The 24,223-nt window shown below is 58.5% G+C and carries 16 protein-coding genes; 3 read left to right on the forward strand and 13 right to left on the reverse strand.

The window, feature by feature from the left end; all coding sequences use genetic code 11:
• The first annotated feature begins 23 nt into the window (after window positions 1-23).
• Window positions 24-2,807 (forward strand): RHS repeat-associated core domain-containing protein, encoded by a 2,784-nt coding sequence (locus KUIN1_RS05820; RefSeq protein ID WP_152091882.1) that lies wholly within the window; start codon window positions 24-26, stop codon window positions 2,805-2,807.
• 158 nt (window positions 2,808-2,965) lie between these two features.
• On the opposite strand, the gene KUIN1_RS05825 is transcribed toward KUIN1_RS05820, so the two are convergent.
• The 13 genes from KUIN1_RS05825 to yaaA all read right to left on the reverse strand — a co-directional run bounded on the left by KUIN1_RS05825 (window position 2,966) and on the right by yaaA (window position 20,987).
• On the reverse strand, window positions 2,966-4,417 hold the full coding sequence (locus tag KUIN1_RS05825) for a mannose-1-phosphate guanylyltransferase/mannose-6-phosphate isomerase (protein ID WP_003415201.1): 1,452 nt from the start codon (window positions 4,415-4,417) through the stop codon (window positions 2,966-2,968).
• A gap of 119 nt (window positions 4,418-4,536) precedes the next feature.
• Window positions 4,537-5,205 carry an alginate O-acetyltransferase AlgF gene (locus tag KUIN1_RS05830; RefSeq protein ID WP_024640264.1) on the reverse strand — a complete coding sequence of 223 codons (669 nt, stop codon included), beginning with the start codon at window positions 5,203-5,205 and terminating at the stop codon, window positions 4,537-4,539.
• Window positions 5,206-5,217: 12 nt separating this feature from the next.
• A complete protein-coding gene (locus tag KUIN1_RS05835) occupies window positions 5,218-6,393 on the reverse strand; it encodes an alginate O-acetyltransferase (RefSeq protein WP_011266794.1) in 1,176 nt (391 codons plus the stop codon).
• A 10-nt stretch (window positions 6,394-6,403) separates the two neighbouring features.
• Window positions 6,404-7,960 carry an MBOAT family O-acyltransferase gene (locus KUIN1_RS05840; RefSeq protein ID WP_004406766.1) on the reverse strand — a complete coding sequence of 519 codons (1,557 nt, stop codon included), beginning with the start codon at window positions 7,958-7,960 and terminating at the stop codon, window positions 6,404-6,406.
• Window positions 7,961-8,148: 188 nt separating this feature from the next.
• Window positions 8,149-9,285 carry a mannuronate-specific alginate lyase gene (locus tag KUIN1_RS05845; protein WP_024643138.1) on the reverse strand — a complete coding sequence of 379 codons (1,137 nt, stop codon included), beginning with the start codon at window positions 9,283-9,285 and terminating at the stop codon, window positions 8,149-8,151.
• An 8-nt stretch (window positions 9,286-9,293) separates the two neighbouring features.
• Window positions 9,294-10,733: an alginate O-acetyltransferase AlgX-related protein gene (locus KUIN1_RS05850; RefSeq protein WP_003408874.1), complete on the reverse strand. Its 1,440-nt coding sequence runs from the start codon at window positions 10,731-10,733 to the stop codon at window positions 9,294-9,296.
• Window positions 10,734-10,747: 14 nt separating this feature from the next.
• On the reverse strand, window positions 10,748-12,358 hold the full coding sequence (gene algG, locus KUIN1_RS05855) for a mannuronan 5-epimerase AlgG (protein WP_024649717.1): 1,611 nt from the start codon (window positions 12,356-12,358) through the stop codon (window positions 10,748-10,750).
• Window positions 12,359-12,384: 26 nt separating this feature from the next.
• Window positions 12,385-13,869: an alginate export family protein gene (locus KUIN1_RS05860; RefSeq protein WP_024643136.1), complete on the reverse strand. Its 1,485-nt coding sequence runs from the start codon at window positions 13,867-13,869 to the stop codon at window positions 12,385-12,387.
• On the reverse strand, window positions 13,866-15,278 hold the full coding sequence (gene algK, locus KUIN1_RS05865; protein WP_011266798.1) for an alginate biosynthesis TPR repeat lipoprotein AlgK: 1,413 nt from the start codon (window positions 15,276-15,278) through the stop codon (window positions 13,866-13,868). Before algK ends, KUIN1_RS05860 begins: the two co-directional genes overlap by 4 nt.
• Window positions 15,279-15,280: 2 nt before the next feature.
• On the reverse strand, window positions 15,281-16,453 hold the full coding sequence (locus tag KUIN1_RS05870) for an alginate biosynthesis protein Alg44 (RefSeq protein ID WP_152091883.1): 1,173 nt from the start codon (window positions 16,451-16,453) through the stop codon (window positions 15,281-15,283).
• Window positions 16,454-16,493: 40 nt separating this feature from the next.
• Window positions 16,494-17,975, reverse strand: coding sequence for a mannuronan synthase (gene alg8, locus KUIN1_RS05875; protein WP_002552255.1), 1,482 nt, complete (start codon window positions 17,973-17,975; stop codon window positions 16,494-16,496).
• Window positions 17,976-18,075: 100 nt separating this feature from the next.
• Window positions 18,076-19,392 carry a nucleotide sugar dehydrogenase gene (locus KUIN1_RS05880; RefSeq protein WP_116892044.1) on the reverse strand — a complete coding sequence of 439 codons (1,317 nt, stop codon included), beginning with the start codon at window positions 19,390-19,392 and terminating at the stop codon, window positions 18,076-18,078.
• An 815-nt stretch (window positions 19,393-20,207) separates the two neighbouring features.
• Window positions 20,208-20,987: a peroxide stress protein YaaA gene (gene yaaA / locus KUIN1_RS05885; RefSeq protein ID WP_011266801.1), complete on the reverse strand. Its 780-nt coding sequence runs from the start codon at window positions 20,985-20,987 to the stop codon at window positions 20,208-20,210.
• A 202-nt stretch (window positions 20,988-21,189) separates the two neighbouring features.
• Here yaaA and KUIN1_RS05890 point away from each other — a divergent pair, with 202 nt between their 5' ends.
• Entirely contained in the window at window positions 21,190-22,368 is a 1,179-nt protein-coding gene (locus tag KUIN1_RS05890; RefSeq protein WP_058822489.1) for a polysaccharide deacetylase family protein, read from the forward strand.
• A 294-nt stretch (window positions 22,369-22,662) separates the two neighbouring features.
• Complete coding sequence (locus tag KUIN1_RS05895; protein ID WP_003365383.1) at window positions 22,663-24,057, forward strand: PhoH family protein; 1,395 nt, start codon at window positions 22,663-22,665, stop codon at window positions 24,055-24,057.
• The last annotated feature ends 166 nt before the right edge of the window (window positions 24,058-24,223 follow it).

The raw sequence follows: 24,223 nt of genomic DNA on the forward strand, positions 1-24,223 counted from the left end.
GTCGGATCAAGGATGACTGAACCATGAATGCTACGAGCGCTGTCCTGCACCGTTACACCCCGCATCTACAGGTGGTAGATCCGCGTCGGCTGCTGACCGGTTCAGTCGTGTTCTGCCGTCTGAAGCCTGCTGAAGAACCGCAGGCCAGGCACAGTCATACGGCCTTTGATGTCGCGGGTCGTCCGTCGATGAGCTGGGATCCGCGCCTGTGGGCTGATCGGGCACCTGCCAATCTCAGCGTCATTCATTCGCTCAGCGGTCAGGTTCTGGCCAGCGACAGTGTGGACGCGGGCTGGCGGGTGTTGTTGGCGGGTGAGGCCGGGCAGGTGCTGGAGGCCTGGGATGGCCGGGGCATTGTGCGACGTACTGAGTACGATGCGCTGCTCAGGCCCACCGAGGTTTTTGAAGATGAGCACTGCGTCGAGCGCCTGCTTTATGGCGGCCCTGATTCGACCGTGTATAACCAGTGCGGTCAGTTGATTCGTCATGATGATCCGGCAGGCACGCGGCTTGATGATGCGTACGGTCTTTCGGGAAGTGTTATTCGTCAAACGCGGCGCTTTCTGCACTCTGCCAATGAGCCTGACTGGCCCGAGTCGCTGACCGGGCGTGATGTCTTGCTGGAACCCGGCGACGGCGCAACCACCTGCTGGCACTACAACCCGTTGAACGAAACAATTCGGCAAATCGATGCGCAGGGCAATGTTCAGTTGCTGGATTACACCGTTGCGGGGCAGTTGAAAAACAGTCGTTTGCAACTGAACTGTCAGGCTGAACAGGTTTTGGTCAGTGCCATTCAATACGACGCGCAGCAGCGGGTGGTGTCGGAAACGGCTGGTAATGGTGTGATCAGCACGGCGCTCTATGCCACTGAAGACGGTCGTCTACTGGAGTTGAATGCCAGGCATGGCAATGGGCCGATGTTGCAGGACTTGCTCTACGGCTACGATCCCGTTGGCAATGTCATCCGTATCGAGGACCGCGCTCAGTCAACGGCTTATAACCGCAATCAGCGCATCGACCCTGTTTCGGCCTATGGCTACGACACGCTGTACCAACTGATCGAAGCCACAGGTCGGGAATCAGCGGTCGTCAATCACGGTCCGGTGTTTCCGGGTTTTCAAAGCCCTGCCGACCCTGCGCAACTGGCCAATTACACCCAGACCTACCGCTACGACGCGGGTGGCAACCTGCAACAGCTTACCCATACAGGCGCGCAGTCCCATTCGCGAACGCTGGTGACTGCGCGTTACAGCAACCGCAGTCTGCCGGTGATCAATGACCATATACCCGGTGAAGCTGAAATTGCTGCAGCCTTCGACGCCAATGGCAATTTGCTCGCCCTGCAAGCCGGGCAAGATCTGAGTTGGGATCGACGCAACCAGCTGCAGCAAGTGCGTCCAGTGGTTCGTGAATCCGGCAATGATGACAGCGAACGCTACAGCTACGACGCCAGCGGCCAGCGCCTGCGCAAGGTATGCACCACGCAGGCCAAAAGCATTACCCATACGGCCGATGTACGTTACCTGCCCGGGCTTGAAATCCGTACCGATACGGCCACTGGCGAAACCCTGCACGTTGTTGTAGCTCAGGCCGGGCGCAATAACGTGCGCGTGCTGCATTGGGCGTCTGGAAAGCCCGACGTGCTTGAAAATGATCAGACTCGCTACACAGTGAACGATCACCTAGGGGCCGGCACGCTGGAACTGGATGGACAGGCGCAGCGTGTCAGCCAGGAAAGTTATTACCCGTTCGGCGGCACGTCATGGTGGGCGGGGCGCAGTGCGATTGAGGCGAGTTACAAGACCGTGCGTTACTCGGGCAAGGAGCGGGATGCGACGGGGCTTTATTATTACGGGATGCGGTATTACTCGCCGTGGTTACAGCGCTGGATCAATCCGGACCCGGCTGGGCTTGAAGACGGGCTTAATCTATACGGTATGTTGAGAAACAATCCGCTCACCTTCATCGACGCTGCGGGAGAAGTCGCTGAAATCCCCAAGCATATTCATTACATCTGGTTGGGCGCTGCGGAACCACTGATGAAGCACCTGGGAGGGATTGAAAACACTTCTGTGCTGAACCCTGACTATCAATTGACGCTGCATCTGCATCTGGACCTGCGAAAGGGTGATGAAACGGAAATAGTTGCAGCGCTGCGCGGGCGAAGGAACGTCCATATTTCCGATCTCAGGGAAGAAGAATTTTTCAGAAAATTCCAGAAAACCCCGTCGTACGAGATTTATAAGGATTTGTATGGGGATGACCCTCGACACTACTCTGCAGCCAGTGACGTGCTTCGCTACAGCTTGATCAACCATTATGGCGGTATTTATTCGGACACGGACGACATGTTCAAGCGCGGTGTCAGGGATACCGATTTCATTCCCAAGCCCAAGAGGATTTTCACGATGCGCCCGACGGACACACCTTGGAACCGGGATGAAATCGTGATTAACAATAATTCGTTCGCGTCACCTGCCAACAATCCGGTGCTGAGCACCTTGGAAAAGGAGATCGTCGACCGGTACAGCGTTTATCGTGAGACTGGCCTTGGCGCAGTGCTCAGTAGCACCGCCGATGTGAATGACAGGATGAGAATCGTTTCTGCTGTCACGGGGCCCAGGGTGTTCACAGAGGTATTGCTTAAAGAGGGGCGCGGGCTGAGCAAGCTGTTTTCAACGATGATCGATCACCATATTAAAGGTAAACCATTAAAAAACCCGAAGCGTTATCAGGCAGAAGCCCAAAAAAGAATGCCACTCTCGAACTTCATAAACATGGGAGGCAGCCACTCATGGAAATAGCGCCGGTGAGGCCGTATGAGCAACCTGAATATGAGAACCATCTGTTACAGGGCAATGATGGTCTGGATCTCACGATAAAAAGCCCTCGACAACACGTTGCGGGTAAGGCTACGCAACGTGTTGCCGAGGGCTGTCTCACTTGCAGCTAAAAGCGTCTGTCAGCGAGCGATTGTCTGTGTTTTCACACCCGCTTCAAGCGCGTTCGAGCGACCGTAGATGTCTTCGAAACGCTCGATGTCGTCTTCGCCCAGGTAGCTGCCCGATTGCACTTCGATGATTTCCAACGGGATCTTGCCCGGGTTGCGCAGGCGATGGACCGAGGCGATCGGGATGTAGGTGGACTGGTTTTCAGTGAGCAGGAACACGTTCTCGTCACAGGTGACCTGCGCAGTACCGGATACCACGATCCAGTGTTCGGCGCGGTGGTGATGCATCTGCAGCGACAGGCAGGCGCCCGGCTTGACGGAGATACGCTTGACCTGGAAACGACCGCCCATGTCCACCGAATCGTAGGAGCCCCACGGACGGTACACTTCGAGGTGGTTCTGGGTCTCGGTGCGGCCCTGTTCGTTCAGGGTGGCGACCATCTGCTTGACGCCCTGGACCTTGTCCTTGTGGGCAATCATCATCGCGTCCTTGGTTTCGACGACCACGATGTTGTCCAGACCGATCACCGACACCAGTTTACCGTTGCCGTGGATCATGCAGTTGCGGCTGTCCTGGATGACGACGTCGCCCTTGGTGACGTTGCCGTTGGCGTCCTTGGCGTTGACTTCCCACAGCGACGACCAGCAGCCGACATCGCTCCAGCCGGCCGACAGCGGTACAACGCAGGCGCGCTGGGTTTTTTCCATGACCGCGTAGTCGATGGAGTTGTCCGGGCAGCAGGCGAAGGTCGAGGAGTCGATTTCAAGCGCGTCGCCGTCCTGCACGCTGCGCTCGAGGGTCAGCAGGCAGGTGTCGTAGATGTCCGGATCATGCTTTTTCAGCTCTTCGAGGAAGCGGCTGGCGCGGAACAGGAACATGCCGCTGTTCCAGTAGTAACCACCGGCTTCAACGAACTCCTTGGCGCGTTTTTCGTCAGGTTTTTCGACGAACTGCGACACGCGGCTGACGCCTTCCGGCAGCAGGGCATCGGCGGTGGACTTGATGTAGCCGTAGCCGGTTTCAGGCTTGTTGGCCGGTACGCCGAACAGCACCATTTCGCCGCGTTCTGCGGCGACGGTTGCCAGTGCCAGTGCACGTTGCAGGGCTTTCTGGTCTTCGATGACGTGGTCGGCTGGCAGCACCAGCATCAGGCCGTCATTGCCTTCATTGACCAGCTTCATGGCGGTCAGTGCAACGGCGGGTGCCGTGTTGCGGCCGAACGGTTCCATGAGGATCGCCTGGGTTTCCAGGTTCAATGCAGCGAGCTGCTCGTTGACGATGAAACGGTGGTCCTTGTTGCAGACCACGATAGGCTCCTGCATGCCCTCGAACACCAGACGCTCCAGGGTTTGCTGGAACAGGGTGTGCTCGCCGGTCAACGCCAGGAACTGTTTAGGGAATTGTTTACGCGAAAGCGGCCAGAGTCGTGAACCACTACCGCCTGACAAGATAACTGGAATCATTTTGTTTCTCCAAAAGCATTCAATTAGGGCTGTACGAGGTGTCTGTCGTTTCTGTCTTGTTCTTGTTCCGCGCGGGCCGGTTCAGTGCTGATGCCCTGAACCGGCCGGCATAATCCGTATTAGCGGGTTGCGACCGGTGGCTTGACCCACACTGGCGAGAGGCTGCTGCCGCTGCCGGTGATGTAGAGCACAGCGGCTTCGCCACGCTCCAGTGCCACAGGTTTCACATCGGTGACTTTCTTGTCGCCGTCGTACAGCGCCAGGCTGACCTTGACCGGGTTGATTTCACGCTCGCCGGTGCCTTTTGCCGCTACAGCCTTGACCACATCGGTCTTGCCGTCAGCGGTTTTCAGGGTCAGGGACTTGTCGCTCAGGTTCTGCACACGAACCAGGGATTTCTGCTTGTTCTTGAACGGTGGCTCTTCGACCAGCTGTGGTTTGCCGCTGGCGTTGTTGACGATGGTGTAATAGTGATCACCGGCCAGTTTCACCGGCAGGCTCTGGCTGCCCAGCTTGGCGGTGTAGTCGCCCTGCGGCATGAAGCTGAACGCAGTGCTGCCCAGTGGCGCCACTTCGTTGAGGTTGGTGTTGCCAACGGTGGCGTTGATTTCGGCGTTGCTGGCGTTGTAGACACGCACGAAGGTCGAGCCTTTTGGTGCGGTCGGGCCGTACAGGGCGGAGTCGCCGGCGAAAGCCTGCAGGGACATCAGGCCCAGACCTGCGGCCATTGCGCAGGTTTTGAACAGGCGTTTTGCGGCCGAACGGTTGGCAGTAGTGTTGAAAGTCATGAGTCAGTCCTCTCAGTTTTGCGCCCGGTTGGGCGACTCGGATTGTTTGGCGTTGAGCGCCACGTTTTCTTGGGTGTCACGCGATTTCTTCAGCTCGGCGATCCACTTCGGATCGAACTCGCCAAGATCGTTGTGTGCCGGCAGGTAGCGCTCCGGGAATTCCCAGATCACCACTTGCGGCGGGGTGTTCTTGAAGGCATCGGTCTGCAGGTACTTGAGCATCGGCAGGATCGGGCCATGGCCGTCTTCGGCGTAGTTGACGACATCGCTGCGCAGCGCTTCTTTCAGGGCGCCGACGAAGTTCCAGTTAGGGTTGGCGCTGTAGCTGGTGCCCACCAGACCCACCGGGATGTCGCTGTCTGCGAACAGTGCTTCACCGCCTGCCGCTTCGCCTGCTACCGGATCGGTACTGCGTTTCTGCAACTCGTCCGGCTTGGGCAGCATGTTGCTGAACAGCGGATCGAGCGGCAGGAATGTAGTCAGGTCACCTTTGTAGGCTTCGGTTCCTTTGGCTTGTGTGACGAACTGCTCAGGTTCGCCTTCCAGTGGCGTTTTCTGGGCAATCGCGGCGCTCAGTTGCTGCGCGGCGACTTCGGCACCCATTGGCGTCCAGTGCGTGTCGGTACGCAGGAAAACCTGGCCCTGTTGCTTGGCAGCTTGCAGCGGCGCCAGCAGGTCCGGGGCAAAGATCCCGGCCTTGGCCACCTGGGCGTGGAACTGCTGATACAGGTCGGCGTGCAGGCTGGCAGGCTTGGTGTTACCGATGTGTTCCGGGTACAGACGGGTCTTTGCCGGAACGATCGCCAGGACCAGCTTGGTGCCCTGTTTTTCCAGTGCGTCACGCACACCCTGAATGATCGCCAGGTTGTCGGCTTCGTTCTGCTCGCCGTTGGCAACCGCGTCGAACTCTTCGTCGGTGTACAGCCACTGGTCCTTGCCGAGCACGACGCCCGGACGACCTTCGTTGAACAGTTTGAAATCCAGCGCCGCCCAGAGGTTGGTGCCCAGGCGCTTGATCGGGAACTCATCGTCGTAATGAGTTTCCGCCGCCTTGGTCCACTTGCCGTTGAGCACAGTGGTTTCCGCCGACGTCGAGAAGGTGCTGAAACTGCGCAGCGACCAGATCCCGAGGACCAGCAGAATGCCCAGAAAGAGGGCGATATAGAGGATTCGTAATGAACGGGTCATATCAGGCTCCTCAGAACTGGAAGTAAAGGAACGGCGAGAAGCTTTGCGCCGAAAGTTTGAGAATCGAAGCCACGAACAGCAGCAGGATCAGTGCGCGCATGGCGTAACGTGGCCAGTCGGCTTCCCAATAGGCCGGTTGCACCTGAGCTTCGCTGCCCACGGTGTAGCCAGGCATATGCAGGCTACCAGGCGCGTCGCCAGGAACTGCCTTGATGGTGCCCGGTTGAGCGGTTGCAGGACCGTCGGCCTTGGTGCTCTTGCCGGTGTCTTTTTCGCGGTTCTGGTAGAAGTCGCGCAGACCGAAGAACGCCAGCGTCAGATAAGCCACCACCAGCGTTGCCACTTGCAGACCGGTCAGGCTGGCGCGGTTCAGTTCCGACAGCTGCCATTCGCCGAAGCTGAACATGGCGCCGTACATACGACCGGCAACGTGCAGGTTTTCAGCGCGGAAGATGACCCAGCCGATGATCACCAGCAGGAAGGTCAGTGCCCAGCGAATTACATTGAAGCTGTAAGGCTTGGTGTTGATACCGACCGCTTTTTCGATCGCCAGCCACATGCCGTGCCAGGCACCCCAGATGATGTAGGTGACGTTGGCACCGTGCCACAGACCGCCGAGCAGCATGGTCAGGAACAGGTTGCGGTAGGTCGCGACCTTGCCGCCACGGTTGCCGCCCAGGGTGATGTACAGATAGTCACGCAGCCAGGTGGACAGGCTGATGTGCCAGCGACGCCAGAACTCGGTGATCGACTGGCTGATGTAAGGCTGTTTGAAGTTTTCCATGAAGCGGAAACCCATCATCAGACCCAGGCCGATGGCCATGTCGCTGTAACCGGAGAAGTCGAAATACAGCTGCGCGGTGTAGGCCAGCGCACCCAGCCAGGCATCGCCAGTGGTCGGGTTCTGCAGGGCGAAGCAGTGGTCGGCGACCACGGCCAGGGTATCGGCGATGAACACTTTCTTGATGAAGCCCTGCATGAAGCGCGTGGCACCTTCGGAGAACTTGTCCAGCGTGTGGGTACGGTTGTTGAACTGGTCGGCCAGATCACGGAAACGCAGTACAGGGCCGGCGATCAGGTGCGGGAAGATCGCGACGAATGCAGCGAAGTCGATCAGGTTGCGCGTGGCCGGGGTGTCGCCGCGGTACACATCGATGATGTAACTGATGGACTCGAAGACATAGAACGAGATACCGATCGGCAACAGCACGTGAGTCAGGATGAACGGTTCCAGACCCATCGAGGTCATGGCTGCGTTGATGCTGTCCACGCCGAAGTTGGCGTATTTGAAGTAGCCCAGAATACACAGGTCCACAATCACGCCAAGCAGCAACCACTTCTGTGCCGGCTTGGTCCGCACACCTGCTGCGCCCACCTTGAGACCGATCCAGTAGTTCCAGACCGTCACGCCGATGAACAGCGCCAGAAAGTCCACTCGCCACCAGGCGTAGAAGATATAGCTGGCAATCAGCAGCAGCAGATTGCGATAGCGTTGCCCGCTCAGGTAGTACAGGCCGAGGAAGATCGGCATGAACAGGAACAGGAACACGTTGGATGAGAAAACCATCCTTATCTCTCCGTTTGTCCAACATTCAAGGGCTCAAAGCCCCCCAAACCCCCGTTGAAATTGGGGGGTAAAACACGTCGCGTTACGGCTTGTCGGTGAAGCAGCTCAGGCGAGGTCCGGTCTTACGGATTTAGCGCCTGGGCGTGCCTCTTCGCGAGCAAGCTCGCTCCCACAAAGAACTCTGTGAATCACGAACCGTCGTTATCGCCCTTGTCGCCTTTCTCGTGCGAGGGGTCGTAGACCTTGGTCAGGTCACCGCCCAGGCGGAACGTCTTGAACGGCTGCTTTTCGTGTTTCTCTTCCAGCACATCCGGGCTGCAGGTGTAGAGCGAGCAGTACGGTTCGAGCCAGGCGAATTTCGGATCTTTCTTCAGGTCCGTCATGTCCTGTTTCTCGCCGTTGTGTTCAGCGAATATCGAAGGGTCTTTGACGCCGGCCAGAACCCGGTCACCCAGACGCTTCAGGGCGCCATTGTTTTCCGGACGCAGATCCACGCCGTTGGCCTGGGCGAAGCTGGCAATCATCGCGAGCGGTGGCAATGCGTAGTTGTGATACGACAGTGCACGCTGACGACGCTTCATCTCGTTGGGCAGGAAACCGTCCTTGTCCACTTGATTGGCAGCGACCTTGTATTCCTTCACGGCCCAGTCGAACAGGTCCTGACGATTGGTGGCGACAGCGGTTGCCATCACTGACCAGGCAGCCCAGTACGAGTGGTTGTTGATCTTATCCAGCGGCAGATTGCTCCAGTCGCTGACCACCTGATCGGCCAGTTTGCTGAACCAGGCTTCGATGATCTTCGCGTCCTGCTGACGATTGGCCAGCGGGTGCGACTCGGAGAACTTCAGGCGCAGGTAGGCGGAGGACATGCTGCCCAGAGCCCATTTGCGCATGGATTTACCGGTGTGGTTGAACTCGCGCGACTCCAGCGCATCGGCCTTGGCCCAGGTGGTCATCATGTTCAGCGCGCAATCGAGTTGTTCCGGACGACCGTCGCGCATGTACTGCATCACGACTTTGCTGACGCCACGCTCAAGGGTGGTGATGTCCTTGGTCGCATCACGGAACGCTTCTTCGGATACCGCATTGAGCGTTGCGCGTGCCTTGTCCGAACCCTCGTACTTGCTGCGGAAGACCAGCTTGTCGGTGTAGGGCTTTGGAATGGCTTCACAACTGAAGTTGTGATCGCCAGTCTTGATTTTTTCGATCGGGGCGTCATAGCCCTTGGGTGGAACCAGTGCGGCGGATGCGCCCGTGGCCCAGGCCATCGATGACAGGATTGCCATCGACAGCAGGGTAGGGCGAATCAGTTTAGGAGTCTGCATAAGTCACCTCATAGTCCGGCTTGAGCGGTGTGTGTCGCAGCGCTCGGGAACACGTTGCGTTTGCATACTTTGGCTTCGACTTTTTGTGGTGCCGTGCCTGCTTCCGGTCCCTGGATTTCCAGCGCCAGCAGTTGCTGGTTGGCCCAATCCTCATCCTCGCGCAATTCAAAGGCGAAGCGTCCATCGGTGTCTGACGTTTCCGGTTTCTCGATTTTCAGATCCTCGTGGCGACCGTTCATGTACCAGAGCCTGGCCTGAAGGACTTTCACCGAGGTGTCGTCAAACTTGATGTCGATCTGATTGCTGCCGTTGCGAATGTCCTTGATGCCATTCTTGCCGTTGACCAACACTTCGTTGGTGCCCGGCTTGAGGGTGGTGCTGGCGCTCATGACGGCAGGCTTGCCTTCACAGCCGTTGTCCAGCAGCGACATCATCTGGCGATAGATGGTCTCCTGATCCAGGCGATACAGCGGCGAGAATTCCCAGATGAGAATTTTCGGCGGACGCTTCTGGAAGTCTTCACTGCCCAGGTACTGCAGCATCGAACCTTCCAGGCCACCACCAGGGAACGCCACGTTCAACACGTCAGCGCCCATGTATTCCTGGAGGAAGCCAGCGAAGTTGTAGTTCTTGCCGCTGTGGCTGGTACCGACCAGGGTGATTTCCGGGTTACCGGAATCGCCGAACAGGTCGCCGTCGCCTGCCTCACCCTTGGGCTCGGTGGTGAACTGGTCCATGTACTGGATCGCGTAGCTGGTGCCGCACAATTGACCCGCCATATTGTGCAAAGTGCCCGTCTTGCCCATGCGTCCGGAAATATGACTTTCGAACTCACGCTTGGGGATGTCGCTGTAACCCGGAACTTTCTTCACGGTTTCGGCAACGATCTTCGCCGTACGCTGCGCGCCATACGGCGTCCAGTGCTGGTCACCGCGGAAGTAGAAATCATGCGCCTGCTGCTCGTTGGTCAACGGCGACAGGTCAGGGACCCAGTAGCCCATCTTGCTGAAGCGGCCGAGCATGGCCTGATAGTTTTTCAGCGCCTTGTCGTAGTCGAACTTGTCGCGTTCGGCCGGGAACAATTTGTTGCGATCCACCAGACCACGGGTCGGCTGATACACCACGACCAGCTCGACGCCTTTGCTCTTGAACGCATCGTGCAGTTCTTTCATGCGGCGATAGCCGGCAGGCGTGGTGTCGAACTCGGTGCGCAGGTCTTCCTGAGTCCGGAACAGCCAGTCGCCCTGGGCCTGGACCAGCGTGGTGAAGTTCTGCTGATAGCGCGTGGTGTAGTTTTTCGCGTCATGCGCGGCCGGGCACAGCGAGCAGCAGGGCTCGGCCTTGAACGTCGGTGCTTGCGAGTCGTCTGCCCGAGCGACACCCGCGGCGGCCATCAAGGCGGCGGTGAGGCTGGACAGGCTCAACAGCTTGATCAGATGTGCGTGCATAACAATACCCTTCCTCATTCCCGCAGCTCGGTCTGGCTTTCGACGGGGTCGATCAATACGGCTTTCTTCTGGCGTACCAGCAGGTCGAGGATTTCGTCCTGGCGCTCACCGAGGACGCCGTTGAGGCTGATACCGACTTCTTTGGTAGGCATCAGCATCGAGACGCGATACAGCTCGACACTCAGTGGCGAGTCGATGGACAGCGGGCCGGAGCCATTGCTGGACAGTTCGCCGCCGACCATGATCAGCGAGACCTGAGCGTCGAACGGATCGAGCTCGATGTCGCGGTCGGTGTCGCTCAGGTCCTTGATGTGGCCGTAGACGCCCATCAGGCCGTTGCCCATGGCGACGTTCTCGTACAGCTTGATGTTCACACTGTTACGTACGCGGATACCGTGGCGGCGGTTGGCGATCACGCGATTGCCCCACAGCAGGTTGTTGCCGCTTTCGTACAGGGTGATGCCGTCGGTGTGGTTCTGGTAAATCTCGTTGTAGGCGACGATGTTGCCGACGCTGTTACGGTCCAGAACCACGCCGGACAATTTGTTGTTGTGGCTCTTGTTGCGGAAGATGAAGCTGTTGTCCACTTCCCGGGAAATGATGATCCCGTGCTTCTTTTTGGTCCCGTAAACGTCGTTTTCGGCGATGATCAGACCGTGCGAGCGGTCGTGCGGGTCAATGCCGTAAATGATGTTGTCGCGGTAGGTGTTGCCCTTGACCACGAAGTCGCGGGTTTCATAGCAGTAGAAGCCGTACCACATGTCCGAGAACTCTGAATCGATGATCCAGCCCGTCGGTTCGGGACGCTTGAGCACCTTCGCGGTGTTGGGCGTGTACTGGGAAATACTGATGCCGTAGGACTTGCTCTGGTCGTAACCCAGGCTCGCCATTTTGGTATTGGCGATCCAGGTTTCCGAGCCACCCCAAGTCAGCAGGAAAGGGCGAAACTCGTCAGGCTTGCGATAGGTCGCCAGGCTGTTGCGGGTTTCACTCCAGCCATTGACCTGAGTGTGAGTGATCAGCATCTTGCCTTCACTGACGATGAACGAGCCCTTTTCCTGAGACAGACGCAATTCCTTGGTCTTGCTGTCGATCTCGAAGGTCCCGGTTTCCTTGATCAGGATCGGCAAGCGCGCCACGTAGACACCTGGCGAGACCTCGTTGAGGAACTGCTTGGGCACCTTCTTGGCCAGGTCCTGCAGGTTCACGTAGCCGTCGGAAATCATGATCGCTTGCGGGATACCGCGCTGACGGTTCACCCATTCGGCCATCTTGTTGTCACCGCCGATGAATTCCTTCAGGCCGGTTTCTTCCATCATCCGCGAAACAGTGACCTTGCCCGGCTTGTTGCGCACGATCTTTTTCAGGGCGGCTTCGGCGGTGTAGCCCTTGAGGTCGGGCAACACCGGCTTGGCCATTTCCAGCGGCGCGGTCGGCGGGCTGGTGATGGTGTAGGTCTTGGCCTGATGCAATTCCTTGACCAGCGCCTTCTGTGCGTCGGGTACGACAGGCGCGTTGGCCAGCGCCACACCGCTGGCCATCAGCAGGGCGCTGGTCAGCAGTGCGCTTTCGAGCAGGGCGTGCGGCCAGTGCCGGCTACGCCCGTTGCTTGTATGACTGTTCATCTCTGGCACTCCTTTGGCGGTTCGCATCAGAAGCGCCAGATGACGTCGACAACAGCGCGGTGCATGTAGCTGTCCACGTTGCTCTGATACGCGTCGCCTGGCTTGAAGACACCTGCGCGCAGGCGCACCAGTGCCGAAGGTTCATCGAACGACTGGCTCAACGAGGCTGGCAGCAGGCCTTGCTTGAAGTACTTGGTCACGACCAGGTCCATTTCCTGACCCAGGTCCTTGCTGCCGTCTTCCAGTGGCAGCGAGCTGAAGGTACCGTCCTGATTGTCGTTCACCGCATTGATGCCCGAGCCGCCGATACCAGTATTGCCGTCCACGCGACGGAACTTGTGGTAGATCAGCGACGCGTCGTATTCCTCGTTCATCTGCCAGGAGGCGAACAGCGAGCCGGTTTCCACGTTGGCCATTTCGCCCTGGAAGGCTTCACCGAAGCGATGGATGCGCGAACGCGTGCCGGTCCAGTTGGAGCGGTTACTTTCCAGACCGTTCTGGACGTAGTCTTTGCTGGCGCGCGAGTAGGCGGCGCCGACTTGCCATTGCGGGTCCAGACGCAGGCGCAGGCCCAGGTCGGTGGCCCAGCCATTCATGTCACGGCTGTTCTTTTCGCCGGCGATGAACTGGTCGTTGGGAGCAGAGGTCACGCCGATTTCGTCGCGCGTTCCGTTCAGCCAGGTCAGGCTGCCCCAGTAGTTGAGCTGATTGGTGTTGCTGCGATAGTTGTAGGCATCGCTGTCAGCCTGCAGGCCGACCCAGGTCAGATCGCCATTGGACGTCTTGTCCAGATCATCCAGCACCTGACCCTGAGACTTGAGCTTGCCGTCGTCAGCACTGTGGTGAGCGCGGATACCGGCCCAGTTGCCTGGTGTCCACTGATAGCTGACCGAGCCGAACAGGTGTTTGCGATCTTCATCGTCAGGTGCCAGTTCGGTCAGGTCGGTGCGGTATTCGCTGAAACGCTGGGCAGCACCCAGTTCAGCGCGCAACAGTGTGGTATCGAACGACCAGTTGATGGCCTCGATGTTGGTGTCGTGCCATTGACCGTCGTCGTTGCGCAGACGCTGACGACCGATTTTCAAAATCTCGCCAGGGTAGGGCGTGAAACCGCTGTAGCCGATCCAGAACTCACGCAGTGCCGCGTAGGTTTTGTCGGCTTCGCGCTCGCTGGCGGTGCCACGCGAAGTCTGGGTGCCGCTGCCGTCGCTGTTGCTCTGCTCCAGCGGGTCGGTCTGAATGATGTCGGTGGCGGTGACCACCTGGCCCATCGCGTAACCGCTCCAGTCGCCGCGCTCGCCATAGACCCAGGGACGCAGGTCCAGGCCCACACCGTTGACGTCGCCGCCCGAACGGGTGCCCAGATCGCGATCATCCTCGGCCTGCGCCGTGGCTTTGATTTCGATACCGAAATTCTGCGGTTGTTCGGTCAGCGCTGCCAGCGTCGGGCAGGCCCACAACAGGGTGAAGCCAAGGCCCATGCCGGCGGCCATCAGGGGATTCAACTTCATAATGCTTCCTCACCGTCTTTTTCTTCTTGCAGGGCCTGCAATGCCATCGCGTTCTGAGTGGCGGTAGCGCCCCGGACTTTTTGCTCGCGTGCCAACAGGTCTTTGGCGGTGGCGAGCTTTTCAGGCGGCAGTTGTGTATTGAGGGCTTCGGCAAGCTCGGTCGCTTGCGGGGTCTGACTGGCCAGCGCCAGTTGCGCGAACACCCAGGCGTTGACCGGGTCGGGCATAGTGCCCTTGCCCTGCGAGAACAGTTGCGCAAGGGCGAAGTCGGCGCTGTTCTGGCCACCACGGGCGGCGGTCAGCAACTCGTCCACGGCCTTTTGCGAGTAGACCTGGCCCAGGTAGCCGCGACGGTAGATCTGACCCAGGTAGTAATGGGCAGAGATTTCCGTTGCGGTGGCTTTCTTCAGGTGCTCCTCGGCCTTGACGGCATCGGGCGTGACCCATTTGCCCTCGTAGTACAGGCGTCCGAGCAGCAGCTCTGCGCGTGGCTGGTCCGCCGCGCGGCCGTTGTTCAGGTATTCCATCATCTTGTTGACGTCGCCCAGTTCGGGGAAGTCGTAAAGCAGTTTGGCCAGCGTGACCCATGAGATCGGGTAGCCCGGCGCAACGCTTTCCAGCAATTGCTGAGCGGTCTTTTCGTCCGGCGTACCGATGGTGGAGTCACCCAGTACGCGCGCGACGCTGTCCACTCGTTGTGCATTGACGCGGCCAGCGGCGTATTCGCTCTTGAGCTTTTCGATCAAGGCCGTGCGTTGCTCGGCCTGGCCGCGTGTCTGGTAGACAGTGGCCAGTTCGACGTAGCAGATATCCGTGGCCGACAGTGCCTGTTTGCAGATGCTCTCGACCTCGTCGAGGTGTTGAGCATAAGTGCCCTGGGTGCGATACAGCAGCACCTGAGCCAGACCTGCTTCCGGATAACCGGCGGCGCGCCACTCGCTGATCTTCTGCTGCGCATTCACTTCAGGGAAGGTGTGCGGGTACTGCAGATACAGCATGGCCAGCGGGATCAGCGTGCCGGATTCGCCATTGGCGAAGGCCTTCTTCAGCAGGCCTTCGGCTTCGCGGTGTTCGGCTTCTGTGGCATCGGGCTTGGCCGCCAGCAGACGGCCCAGGCGCGACTGCGCACGAGGCGACGTCTCTGCTGCAGCACGATAAGTGGCCTCGGCCTGCTTGAGCTGAGCGGGGTCGCGAGTCGCGACCTGAATATCGGCCAGGCCGACTTGCGCGTCGCTATAGCCCAGGTCCGCCAGCTGCCGATAGTTCTGCTCCGCCAATGCCGTGTCGCCGTTTTTCAGGGCTTCATTGGCAAGGCGTTGATCAGGCAGGCCGGCACAGCCGCTCAGGCCGAGCGCGACGGCGAGGCTCAATAGCGTGGGGGTCGACAGGCGTCGTAGTGGGCTGTTCATGGTTACAGACCCGCAGCCATGGCTTTATCGATCAGCCAGTTCACGGACGGGCCGCGATCGCTGACCACTTCGACAGGGCGACCGGCAAGCGAGCTGCTCAGGCTTTCGTCAGGCTTGATCTGCACGCGGATGTCGGTAGACAGGTCGGCGTCGCTCAGGTTAGTGCTGCTGACGATCTGGCCGGTGCGCAGTTTGTCTTCGCCAGCGATCTGGAAGCTGACACGTGTGCCTGGCTTGACATCGTTGAACTGGCGATAGGTGAAGCGTGCTTCAACCGTGGCCGGCGCGTTGCGTGGCACCAGTTGGAAGATCACCTGACCCTTGGACGCGAACTGACCGTCGGCCACCAGTTGGCGAGCCACGACGCAATCGCACGGGCTGGTCATGGTGCCGCTCATCTGCTTGCCATACAGCTCTTCGATCTTGGCCGGCTGCAGGTCTTCACCCGTCAGGCTGCCCTTGAGCATTTCCAGCATGCTGGTGTTGAAGGAGGCCAGCGGGGCGCCTTTGGCAGCTTCGCCGTTCTGGGCGACCAGGCTTTGCACGGTACCTTCACGCGGCATGGTCACGTCCATGCTTGGAATGGTGACCAGGCCGGCCGATGCATGGCTGACGAAGTACAGGCCATAGATCGTCTTGAAGATGAAGCCGAAAGCGGCCAGACCGACAATGAACACGCCCAGGCTGAACGTTACGGCGCGCAGGCGACCCATGGCGCTCATGCCGCCGTCCTTGCCCTTGACCTTGCGTGCCTTGGTGAAGTTGTCGCGCTGCAGCGTGGCCAGCACTTCGCCCAGGGTGACGACTTCGCCGGACAGGTGCGAGGTGATCAGGTGGCGCAGGGTTGCGATGTCCTGAGGTTCCAGGTTCTGGAACTGGCAACCGATGCGGTTGCTGGTGTTGTCGATCGAGCGCACTTGCAGATCGACGTCCATGGCCAGGCCAAGGTTGTCGATGATGAATTGCAGGCGTCCCTTGACGATCTGACCTTCGCTGAATTTCTGCCCGGATGGAGCAACGAAGCTCAGGCCACCGGCCGACAGGTCTTCGACACGTACCAGTGGCGCGTTGGGCTGATCATTCAGCAGGCGCAGCTTGGCAGGGATCTTGATCCGCGCGTGTTGGCGCTGGGCTTCGGATTCATGTACGACGTTCGCATTCACGGCTGTATTCATGGCTATTTTTCCTACTTAAGCAATTAATCCGTTGGCCCGGTCAAACCATCGTCAACAGCACGGCGACGAAGATGGTGCCAGCCGAGAAAGTCATGGTTCGGGACGACCACGTGTTGAACCAGCCCTGAAAGCTGGCCATGTCGCGGCTTAGTTTGGTGTCCTGGCGAGTCCAGGACTGGCGGTCCAGGCGGAAGAAGACATAGATCTTCATCAGCGCACCGACGATCTGGTTGTAATAGAGAATGATCGGGTAGGCAGGCCCGATCCTGTGTCCCGAGAGGGACAGCAGTAGGGTGAGGATCAGGCGGGTCATGCCGATCCACAGCAGATACATCAGCAGGAACGCGCCGCCATACTTGAAGCTGGCGATCAGGGCGACGGTCAGACCGAGAATGGAGGTCCACATCGACACACGCTGGTCAAACAGCACGATGCTGGTGAAGATCCCCAGGCGACGTACGCCCAGACCCAGTGCACGCGAGTTCTGACGCAGGTTGTTGCCGTACCAGCGATACATCAGCTTGCGGCTGGCCTTCAGGAAGCTCTTCTCGGGCGGGTGTTCCACGGTGTTGATCGCTGCGTCCGGCACGTAGAACGTGTCGTAACCCAGGCGCATCAGGCTGAACCAGCTGGACTTGTCGTCGCCGGTCAGGAAGCGGAAGGTGCCCAGACGCCAGTGATTGAGCGAGTCGCTTTCCACGTCGGCAATGAACTCGGGGTCGGTTACCACGGTTGCGCGGAACACCGACATGCGACCGGTCATGGTCAACACGCGTTTGGACAGGGCCATCGAGCACATGTTGATGTGACGCTGAGCGAAACGCAGCTTGTGCCACTCGCTCATGATGTAGCCGCCACGCACTTCACAGAACTCGTTGGTGGTCAGGCCGCCGACATTGTCGAACAACTGGAACCACGGTACGGTCTTGGCGACCACACCTTCGTTGAGCACGGTGTCACCGTCGATCACCGCAACCACGGCACGGCTGTCAGGCAAGTGACGCGAGATGGCACGGAAGCCATAGGCCAGGCCATCGCGCTTGCCGGTGCCCGGAATGCGTACGAAGTCCAGCTTGACGCGCTCTGGCGGATTGAACTTGGCCCACATGCTCTTGACCAGCAGCTCATCGGACATTTCCACCAGCGAGCAGACGATCGTCGTCGGCAGGCCGCAGTCGATGGCTTCGCGGATAACCGAGTTGTAGACCTGTGCGGTGGTCAGCGCGTCGATACGAAAGCTGGTGACCATCAGAAACACATGGGACGGGTCTGCTGCGCTGCCCAGCTTGCGAACCTTGCGGCGCAAGTGCGGGTACACGATGTACAGGAAAATCATCCCGCGCACGAAGTGCGTGATCCCCATCGAGTAGCGCCAGATGCCAACGGCGCCAATCAGGAATATAAAGTTCTTCGACTGTGAGTCGAAGATACTGGTAGGCAATGCCGCGGCAAGGCCCATGAGTAAACTTAAATAGAACAGCCAACCTGCGGCCTGTAACAGGCCGTGCTTGAGCCTCTGCATAATCGTATCCCTAAGTCAGTTGCGAGCCTCAAGCCCCAGGCTGCAAGCACATTGCTTGAGCCTGTGGCCTGGAGCCTGGCGCTTGTGGCTTGCGGCTGATTTACCAGCAGATACCTTCGGCACGACCGTCTTCGCTGGTGGCGTTGGCCATGAAGCCCACCAGATCGATGACGCGCTTGCCTTCAGGGGTCTTGTTGGCGAGGGCGCGGAAACGCTCATCGCGGTTGCCGAGGATAATGACATCGGAGTCATTGATGACCTGGTCGAAGTCCGAGTTCAGCAGCGAGGAAACGTGCGGAATCTTGGATTCGATGTAGTCCTTGTTGGCACCGTGAACGCGTGCATATTCAACGTTGCTGTCAAAGATGCTCAGTTCGAAGCCCTTGCCGATCAGCATTTCGGCCAGCTCTACCAGCGGGCTTTCACGCAGATCGTCAGTGCCGGCCTTGAAGCTCAGACCCAGCAGTGCAACCTTGCGGGTGTCGTAGCTGGCAACCATGTCGAACGCGTTCTGCACTTGCGAGGTGTTACTGCGCATCAGCGAGTTGAGCAGGGGGGCTTCAACGTCCAGGCTGCTGGCGCGGTAGGTCAGGGCGCGAACGTCTTTCGGCAGGCACGAGCCGCCGAATGCGAAGCCAGGGCGCATGTAGTACTGGGACAGGTTCAGCGCCTTGTCCTGGCAGACCACGTCCATCACTTCACGGCCATCGACGCCGACAGCCTTGGCAATGTTGCCGATTTCGTTGGCGAAAGTAACCTTGGTGGCGTGCCACACGTTGCAGGTGTACTTGATCATCTCGGCAACGGCGATGTCCTTGCGGATGATCGGTGCATCGAGTTCTTCGTACAGCGATTGCAGAACGTCGCCCGACGCTTTGTCGAACTCGCCGATGACGGTCATTGGCGGCAGGTCGTAGTCCTTGATCGCAGTACTTTCGCGCAGGAACTCAGGGTTGACGGCGACACCGAAGTCAACACCGGCTTTCTTGCCGGAGCAGTCTTCCAGAATCGGGATAACGACGTTGGCAACAGTGCCCGGCAGTACGGTACTGCGAACCACGATAGTGTGGCGGGTGGCTTTGTCACGCAGGACATAACCGATTTCGCGGCACACCGACTCAATGTAATCCAGTTCCAGATCGCCGTTCTTCTTGCTCGGCGTACCGACGCAGATCATCGACAGATCGGTGGCGCGAATGGCTTCGGCGAAGTCTGTAGTGCCGCGCAGTTTTCCGGTACTGATACCTTTCTGCAACAGCTCTTCCAGACCCGGTTCAACGATAGGTGATTTGCCGTTGTTGATCAGGTCGATCTTGGTGCTGGAAATATCCACACCCACTACTTCGTGACCGCGGGCAGACAGGCAACCGGCACAGACTGCACCGACATAACCCAAACCAAATATGCTGATACGCATCGTATTCTCCTCGATTTTTCACGCCATAGATTGGCTGGATATTAATTTTGGCCAGCAGATGTCACGCGCTATCCCTTACGGCTAACAACGCCGTAGAACTAACGCAGGCATATTTAATGAGTGAGTGCCCAAAACAAGTAAGGCGAACTCAAATGACACTAAGTGCAAGCGGCAAGTAACCTGTCCTTTCGGTCAGGGCCCTGCTCTCCTTGGATGCAGTAAACCACTCCTTGTTCGACGATTGACGGCGGACCTCGGTGAGACTGCCTCTGGCGCTAGCCAGGGCCGTCCTGTTCGAATCCTGCGCGTCGCACCGGGCCGGCGCTTCGCCTGTCTACAACATCAACTAGTGATGTGAGTTTAGTTCTGGTACCTGACACCAGGGTCACCTGGACCTGGCTTCCTTGTCGGTAACTTCCCGTTTCCCAAGGCGACCTGTAAGTGATCTCTTACACGTCAGCCCAGAATTGTTACGGGATGTAGGAGCGTACGAATTCGCATTTAGTTCCTGGCCGCTCGTCCTGATTTGCGAATTTTGGTGTATCCGTTCTGTGACATACGCAGTATCGAGGTGATGGCTTTTTTCTTAAAAGCCTCGAATTGTAAGGGGTTTGGAGGGGTGGCAGTTGAAGTGCCACTACTGCAAAAATCTGAAATGCCACTACTTAAAAAAGTGGAATTTTTTTTTGGAAAAAATTGCACGCCAGTTAAGAGTCGAAAACTTGACGTTTGTCTGGCGTCATGAAGTTGGCATTCGGTGTTGGATCGTAGGACAGGTCGTGTAACAGCGCTCCGTTACACGACGGTTACAGCCTCTAGTCTTCTGCGATGTTGCGCAAAAACACCAACTTGTCGGGGGTCGACTGTTCGCGGTTGTAACGGTAGCCCTGTACATCGAACGCTTGTAATGCTTCGGGATCGTTGATGCGCTCTTCTATAACGAAGCGGCTCATCATGCCGCGAGCCTTTTTCGCATAGAAGCTGATGATCTTGTACTGCCCGTTCTTGAAGTCCTTGAACTCGGTGTCGATGATTCGCGCCTTGAGCGACGAACGTTTGACGGCAGAGAAGTATTCGGTAGAGGCCAGGTTGAGCAGCAGGTCGTCGCCCTGGTCAGCCAGCGCCTCATTCAGCCATTCGCTGATTCGCGTGCCCCAGAAGGCGTAGAGGTCCTTGCCCCGAGCGTTGGCCAGTCGGGTGCCCATTTCCAGGCGGTAGGGCTGCATCAGGTCCAGCGGGCGCAACAGGCCGTACAGACCCGACAGCATGCGCAAGTGCCCCTGCGCGTAGTCGAGCTGCGCTTCGCTCAGCGTTTCCGCTTCCAGGCCCGTGTAGACATCACCCTTGAAGGCCAGCAGTGCCTGCTTGGCGTTGTCGAGGGTGAAGTCCGGGTTCCAGCTGCCAAAGCGCGCCGCGTTCAATCCGGCCAGCTTGTCGGACAGGTGCATCAGTTCGCTGATCTGCGCCGGCGTCAGTTCACGCAGCTGGTCGATCAGCTCTTGGGAATGGTCCAGGTACTGCGGCTGAGTGAAGCGGCCGGTCGTGGGCGGTGTCTCGAAATCGAGGGTTTTTGCCGGGGAAATCACCATCAGCATGAAGTCGTCTCCTTTTATCGTCCGTGGATTCTAGGGGCTGACAGCCTGCGACTCCAGCTATGGTGGCGATAGAGGTCGCTCCGCCGGAGATGGCAGCAGGACCTGCAGCTTTGTATGCGCGCCGACATAAGAAGCCAGGCACATATCAGCTATAGTGGCGCGCTGGTCATGACGTTAATGGTTGATCGAGAGGGCATCGGGTTTGCGTATCGTTTTAGCAGTGTGTGCAGGTCTGTTCTGGCTTCAGGCGCAGGCGGCAGCGCCGGTCATTGCCACCATTGACCGCAGCGTCTGGCCTGAGCGGCTCGAGACGCCGGGGTTGTTCGACGTCGCATCGCGTGCGGAGATCCTCGCCTTTGCCCACGAGCTGTACCTCAGCGAAAAGCTCGACGAGGAAGGCCTCAAGCAGCGCCTCGGCCTGCGCTTCGTCAACGTGCCGTCGTTGAACGTGGTTCGTCATCGGCTGTGGCTGCGTTTGCTGGAGAACTACCAGAACGCGCAAAAGAGCTGCGAGCAGGACGCCAATTTCTGTGTGCTGGTCGAGGACATGGACCAGTTGCGACAGCGCGCCGAGGAATATCAGGTATCCAACGATTCGTTCTATGCCAATTGGGCCAGACCCGGCGCCGCATTCCACCAGCGTTATCTGAACGAGCTGCTGTTCATGGCGGCCCTGTTTCCGCAGACCAGCAGCGAGATCGAGCGTTACAACTCCGATGAGATGAGTGGCGACGAGATGCCGGATCGCACGTTCATGCTCAACTTCGAAAGCGGCCCGAGCCCGGCCGACGGTGGCACCGACTGGCTGGCCGACTTCATGCGCCAGCAGAAAATGACCGCCACTTTCTTTGTGCTGGGCAAGAGCCTTCAGGAGCGTCTCGACAGCACGTCGGTTGCAGGTGTGCAGGCGCTGTATCGCCAGCAGTGTGTGGGCATTCAGGGCTGGGAGTACCGCTCGCACAGCCAGTGGCTGGACTGGCAGGACTCGGTGCGACGCAGCGCGGCATTGGTTCAGCAAGTGTTGCCGGACAACTTCGTGCCGCTGTTTCGCCCACCTTATGGCCATCGACGTGCCGACAGCGGCGACTTCTTCCGCACCGAGCATTTGCGCGTGTCATTGTGGAATATCGATGCTGAAGACGACACCGGACGGCTTTCTGCAGAGCAGGTGGGCGACCGTGTACTGACCCTCATGCTGCTCTGGCGCAAAGGGACGGTGGTATTCCACGACGTGGCCAACAAGGCGCAGTCGGCGCTGCCATTGCTGCTGGCCAATACCGCGCAAAGCGAGTTGATCTGGGACGATTGCCGGAATATCTCTGAAGCGCCCGAGGAACAAGGGCTGCAGAGCAGTGAAGAGCCTGCGCCGGAAGCGGAATGAAGGCAGATTCGGCGTGGGCGGACTTCCGACTTTAAACGTGCCGGGTACGTCCGCCAAGCCCTATTCGTCAGGCTGTGAAATAAACTTCAAAAAACTGTCAAAGAGCTTTTTTCTGTCATCCCTTTTGCTGTATTACGAATACAGACCGCCGAAACCTGCAACACAGGTGGCGTCTTCCAAGACCCACCTTGAGCGACATTTCTGCCCTGCCTGAAGGGGAGAATCCGGCGGCCTTTTCGTGGCGCAGTACTGTCGTGGTTCTGCGTCGCCCGGCTTCTACAAAGGTGAGCGAGTATGGATGACCACGGACGCACCCCTTCCACCAACCAGCCAATCCTTTACGTGCTCGATACCAACGTATTGATTCATGATCCAAACGCACTGCTGAACTTCGAAGAACACCACGTCGCCATCCCCATGACGGTTCTGGAGGAACTGGACAAACTCAAGGCCGGTAAGCATTCGGTTGCTGCCGAATGCCGCCAGGCCATCCGCCTGATCGACAAGACCCTGGGCGAAGCTTCGCCGGAGGAAGTCGAGAAGGGCGTGCCCATCGACCGTGGTACAGGCGTGCTCAAGGGCTACCTGTCGATTTTGATGAGCAAACGCGAGGAACCCAACAGCCTGCTGCCCGAGCACCTGAACGACAACATCATCATCAACCAATTGATTGACCTGCACGCGCGCAACAAGGACTTGAGCGTCGTGCTGGTGACCAAAGACATCAACATGCGCCTCAAGGCGCGCGCTTGCGGCATTGCTGCCGAGGATTACAGCACCGACCAATTGGTCGATGACGTTTCACTGTTGTCGCGTGGCTACCATGACATGACCGGTTCGTTCTGGGACCGCGTCAGCAAGGTCGACACCCGTCAGGAGCGCGGCCGTACCTGGCACCGCGTGCAGCTCACTGAAATGCTGCCGGCGGTTCATATCAACGAGTTCATTGTCGATGAGCAGGGCTTCGTAGGCTGGATCAAGGGCGTCAAGAACGACGAGCTGCTGATTCTCGACATGCACCAGGAGCCTTTGCTGCATCAGGAGGCCTGGGGGCTGAAGCCACGCGACATCTATCAGGGGCTGGCGCTGTTCGCGCTGCTCGACCCGGATATTCATCTGGTCAACCTGTCAGGCGCTGCTGGCTCGGGTAAAACCATTCTGGCCCTGGCCGCTGCCATCGAGCAGACCATGGTCACCAAGCGCTATCGGCGCATCATCGCCACCCGCAGCGTTCAGGGTCTGGATCAGGAAATCGGTTTCCTGCCCGGCACCGAGGCGGAGAAGATGGAGCCATGGCTTGGCGCGATCACCGATAACCTCGAAGCGTTGCACATGGATGACGAAAACACCCATGGCAGTGTCGACTACATCCTCAGCAAGGTGCCGTTGCAGTTCAAATCCCTCAACTACATTCGAGGTCGCAGCTTCCAGCAAAGCCTGATCCTGATCGATGAATGTCAGAACCTGACCCCGCACCAGATGAAAACCATCATCACCCGTGCCGGCGCCGGTTCCAAAGTGGTCTGCCTGGGCAACCTGGCGCAGATCGACACCCCTTACCTGTCGGCCACCAGTTCCGGGCTGACCTACCTGACGGAGCGCTTCAAGGACTTCCCTAACGGCGTGCACATCACCCTGCAAGGCGTGCCACGCTCGATACTGGCCGAATACGCGGAGAGTCATCTTTAGCTGAAAAGCAGCTTTAAGTGGCAAGCTGCAAGCTGCAAGTGGGGAACTACGGTGTAAGTGGGGCCCTCGCTTGTAGCTTGTAGCTTGTAGCTTGTAGCTTGTAGCTTGTAGCTTGTAGCTTGCAGCTTGCAGCTTGCAGCTTGCAGCTTGCAGCTTGCAGCTTGCA

The sequence above is a fragment of the Pseudomonas sp. KUIN-1 genome (genome assembly GCF_009176725.1).
GTDB lineage: Bacteria > Pseudomonadota > Gammaproteobacteria > Pseudomonadales > Pseudomonadaceae > Aquipseudomonas > Aquipseudomonas fragariae.

Bases quoted from the DNA above. Each gene is read 5' to 3' on its own strand.
- KUIN1_RS05820 (WP_152091882.1), top strand. From the start codon at position 24: ATGAATGCTACGAGCGCTGTCCTGCACCGTTACACCCCGCATCTACAG.
- KUIN1_RS05825 (WP_003415201.1), bottom strand. From the start codon at position 4,417: ATGATTCCAGTTATCTTGTCAGGCGGTAGTGGTTCACGACTCTGGCCG.
- KUIN1_RS05830 (WP_024640264.1), bottom strand. From the start codon at position 5,205: ATGACTTTCAACACTACTGCCAACCGTTCGGCCGCAAAACGCCTGTTC.
- KUIN1_RS05835 (WP_011266794.1), bottom strand. From the start codon at position 6,393: ATGACCCGTTCATTACGAATCCTCTATATCGCCCTCTTTCTGGGCATT.
- KUIN1_RS05840 (WP_004406766.1), bottom strand. From the start codon at position 7,960: ATGGTTTTCTCATCCAACGTGTTCCTGTTCCTGTTCATGCCGATCTTC.
- KUIN1_RS05845 (WP_024643138.1), bottom strand. From the start codon at position 9,285: ATGCAGACTCCTAAACTGATTCGCCCTACCCTGCTGTCGATGGCAATC.
- KUIN1_RS05850 (WP_003408874.1), bottom strand. From the start codon at position 10,733: ATGCACGCACATCTGATCAAGCTGTTGAGCCTGTCCAGCCTCACCGCC.
- algG (WP_024649717.1), bottom strand. From the start codon at position 12,358: ATGAACAGTCATACAAGCAACGGGCGTAGCCGGCACTGGCCGCACGCC.
- KUIN1_RS05860 (WP_024643136.1), bottom strand. From the start codon at position 13,869: ATGAAGTTGAATCCCCTGATGGCCGCCGGCATGGGCCTTGGCTTCACC.
- algK (WP_011266798.1), bottom strand. From the start codon at position 15,278: ATGAACAGCCCACTACGACGCCTGTCGACCCCCACGCTATTGAGCCTC.
- KUIN1_RS05870 (WP_152091883.1), bottom strand. From the start codon at position 16,453: ATGAATACAGCCGTGAATGCGAACGTCGTACATGAATCCGAAGCCCAG.
- alg8 (WP_002552255.1), bottom strand. From the start codon at position 17,975: ATGCAGAGGCTCAAGCACGGCCTGTTACAGGCCGCAGGTTGGCTGTTC.
- KUIN1_RS05880 (WP_116892044.1), bottom strand. From the start codon at position 19,392: ATGCGTATCAGCATATTTGGTTTGGGTTATGTCGGTGCAGTCTGTGCC.
- yaaA (WP_011266801.1), bottom strand. From the start codon at position 20,987: ATGCTGATGGTGATTTCCCCGGCAAAAACCCTCGATTTCGAGACACCG.
- KUIN1_RS05895 (WP_003365383.1), top strand. From the start codon at position 22,663: ATGGATGACCACGGACGCACCCCTTCCACCAACCAGCCAATCCTTTAC.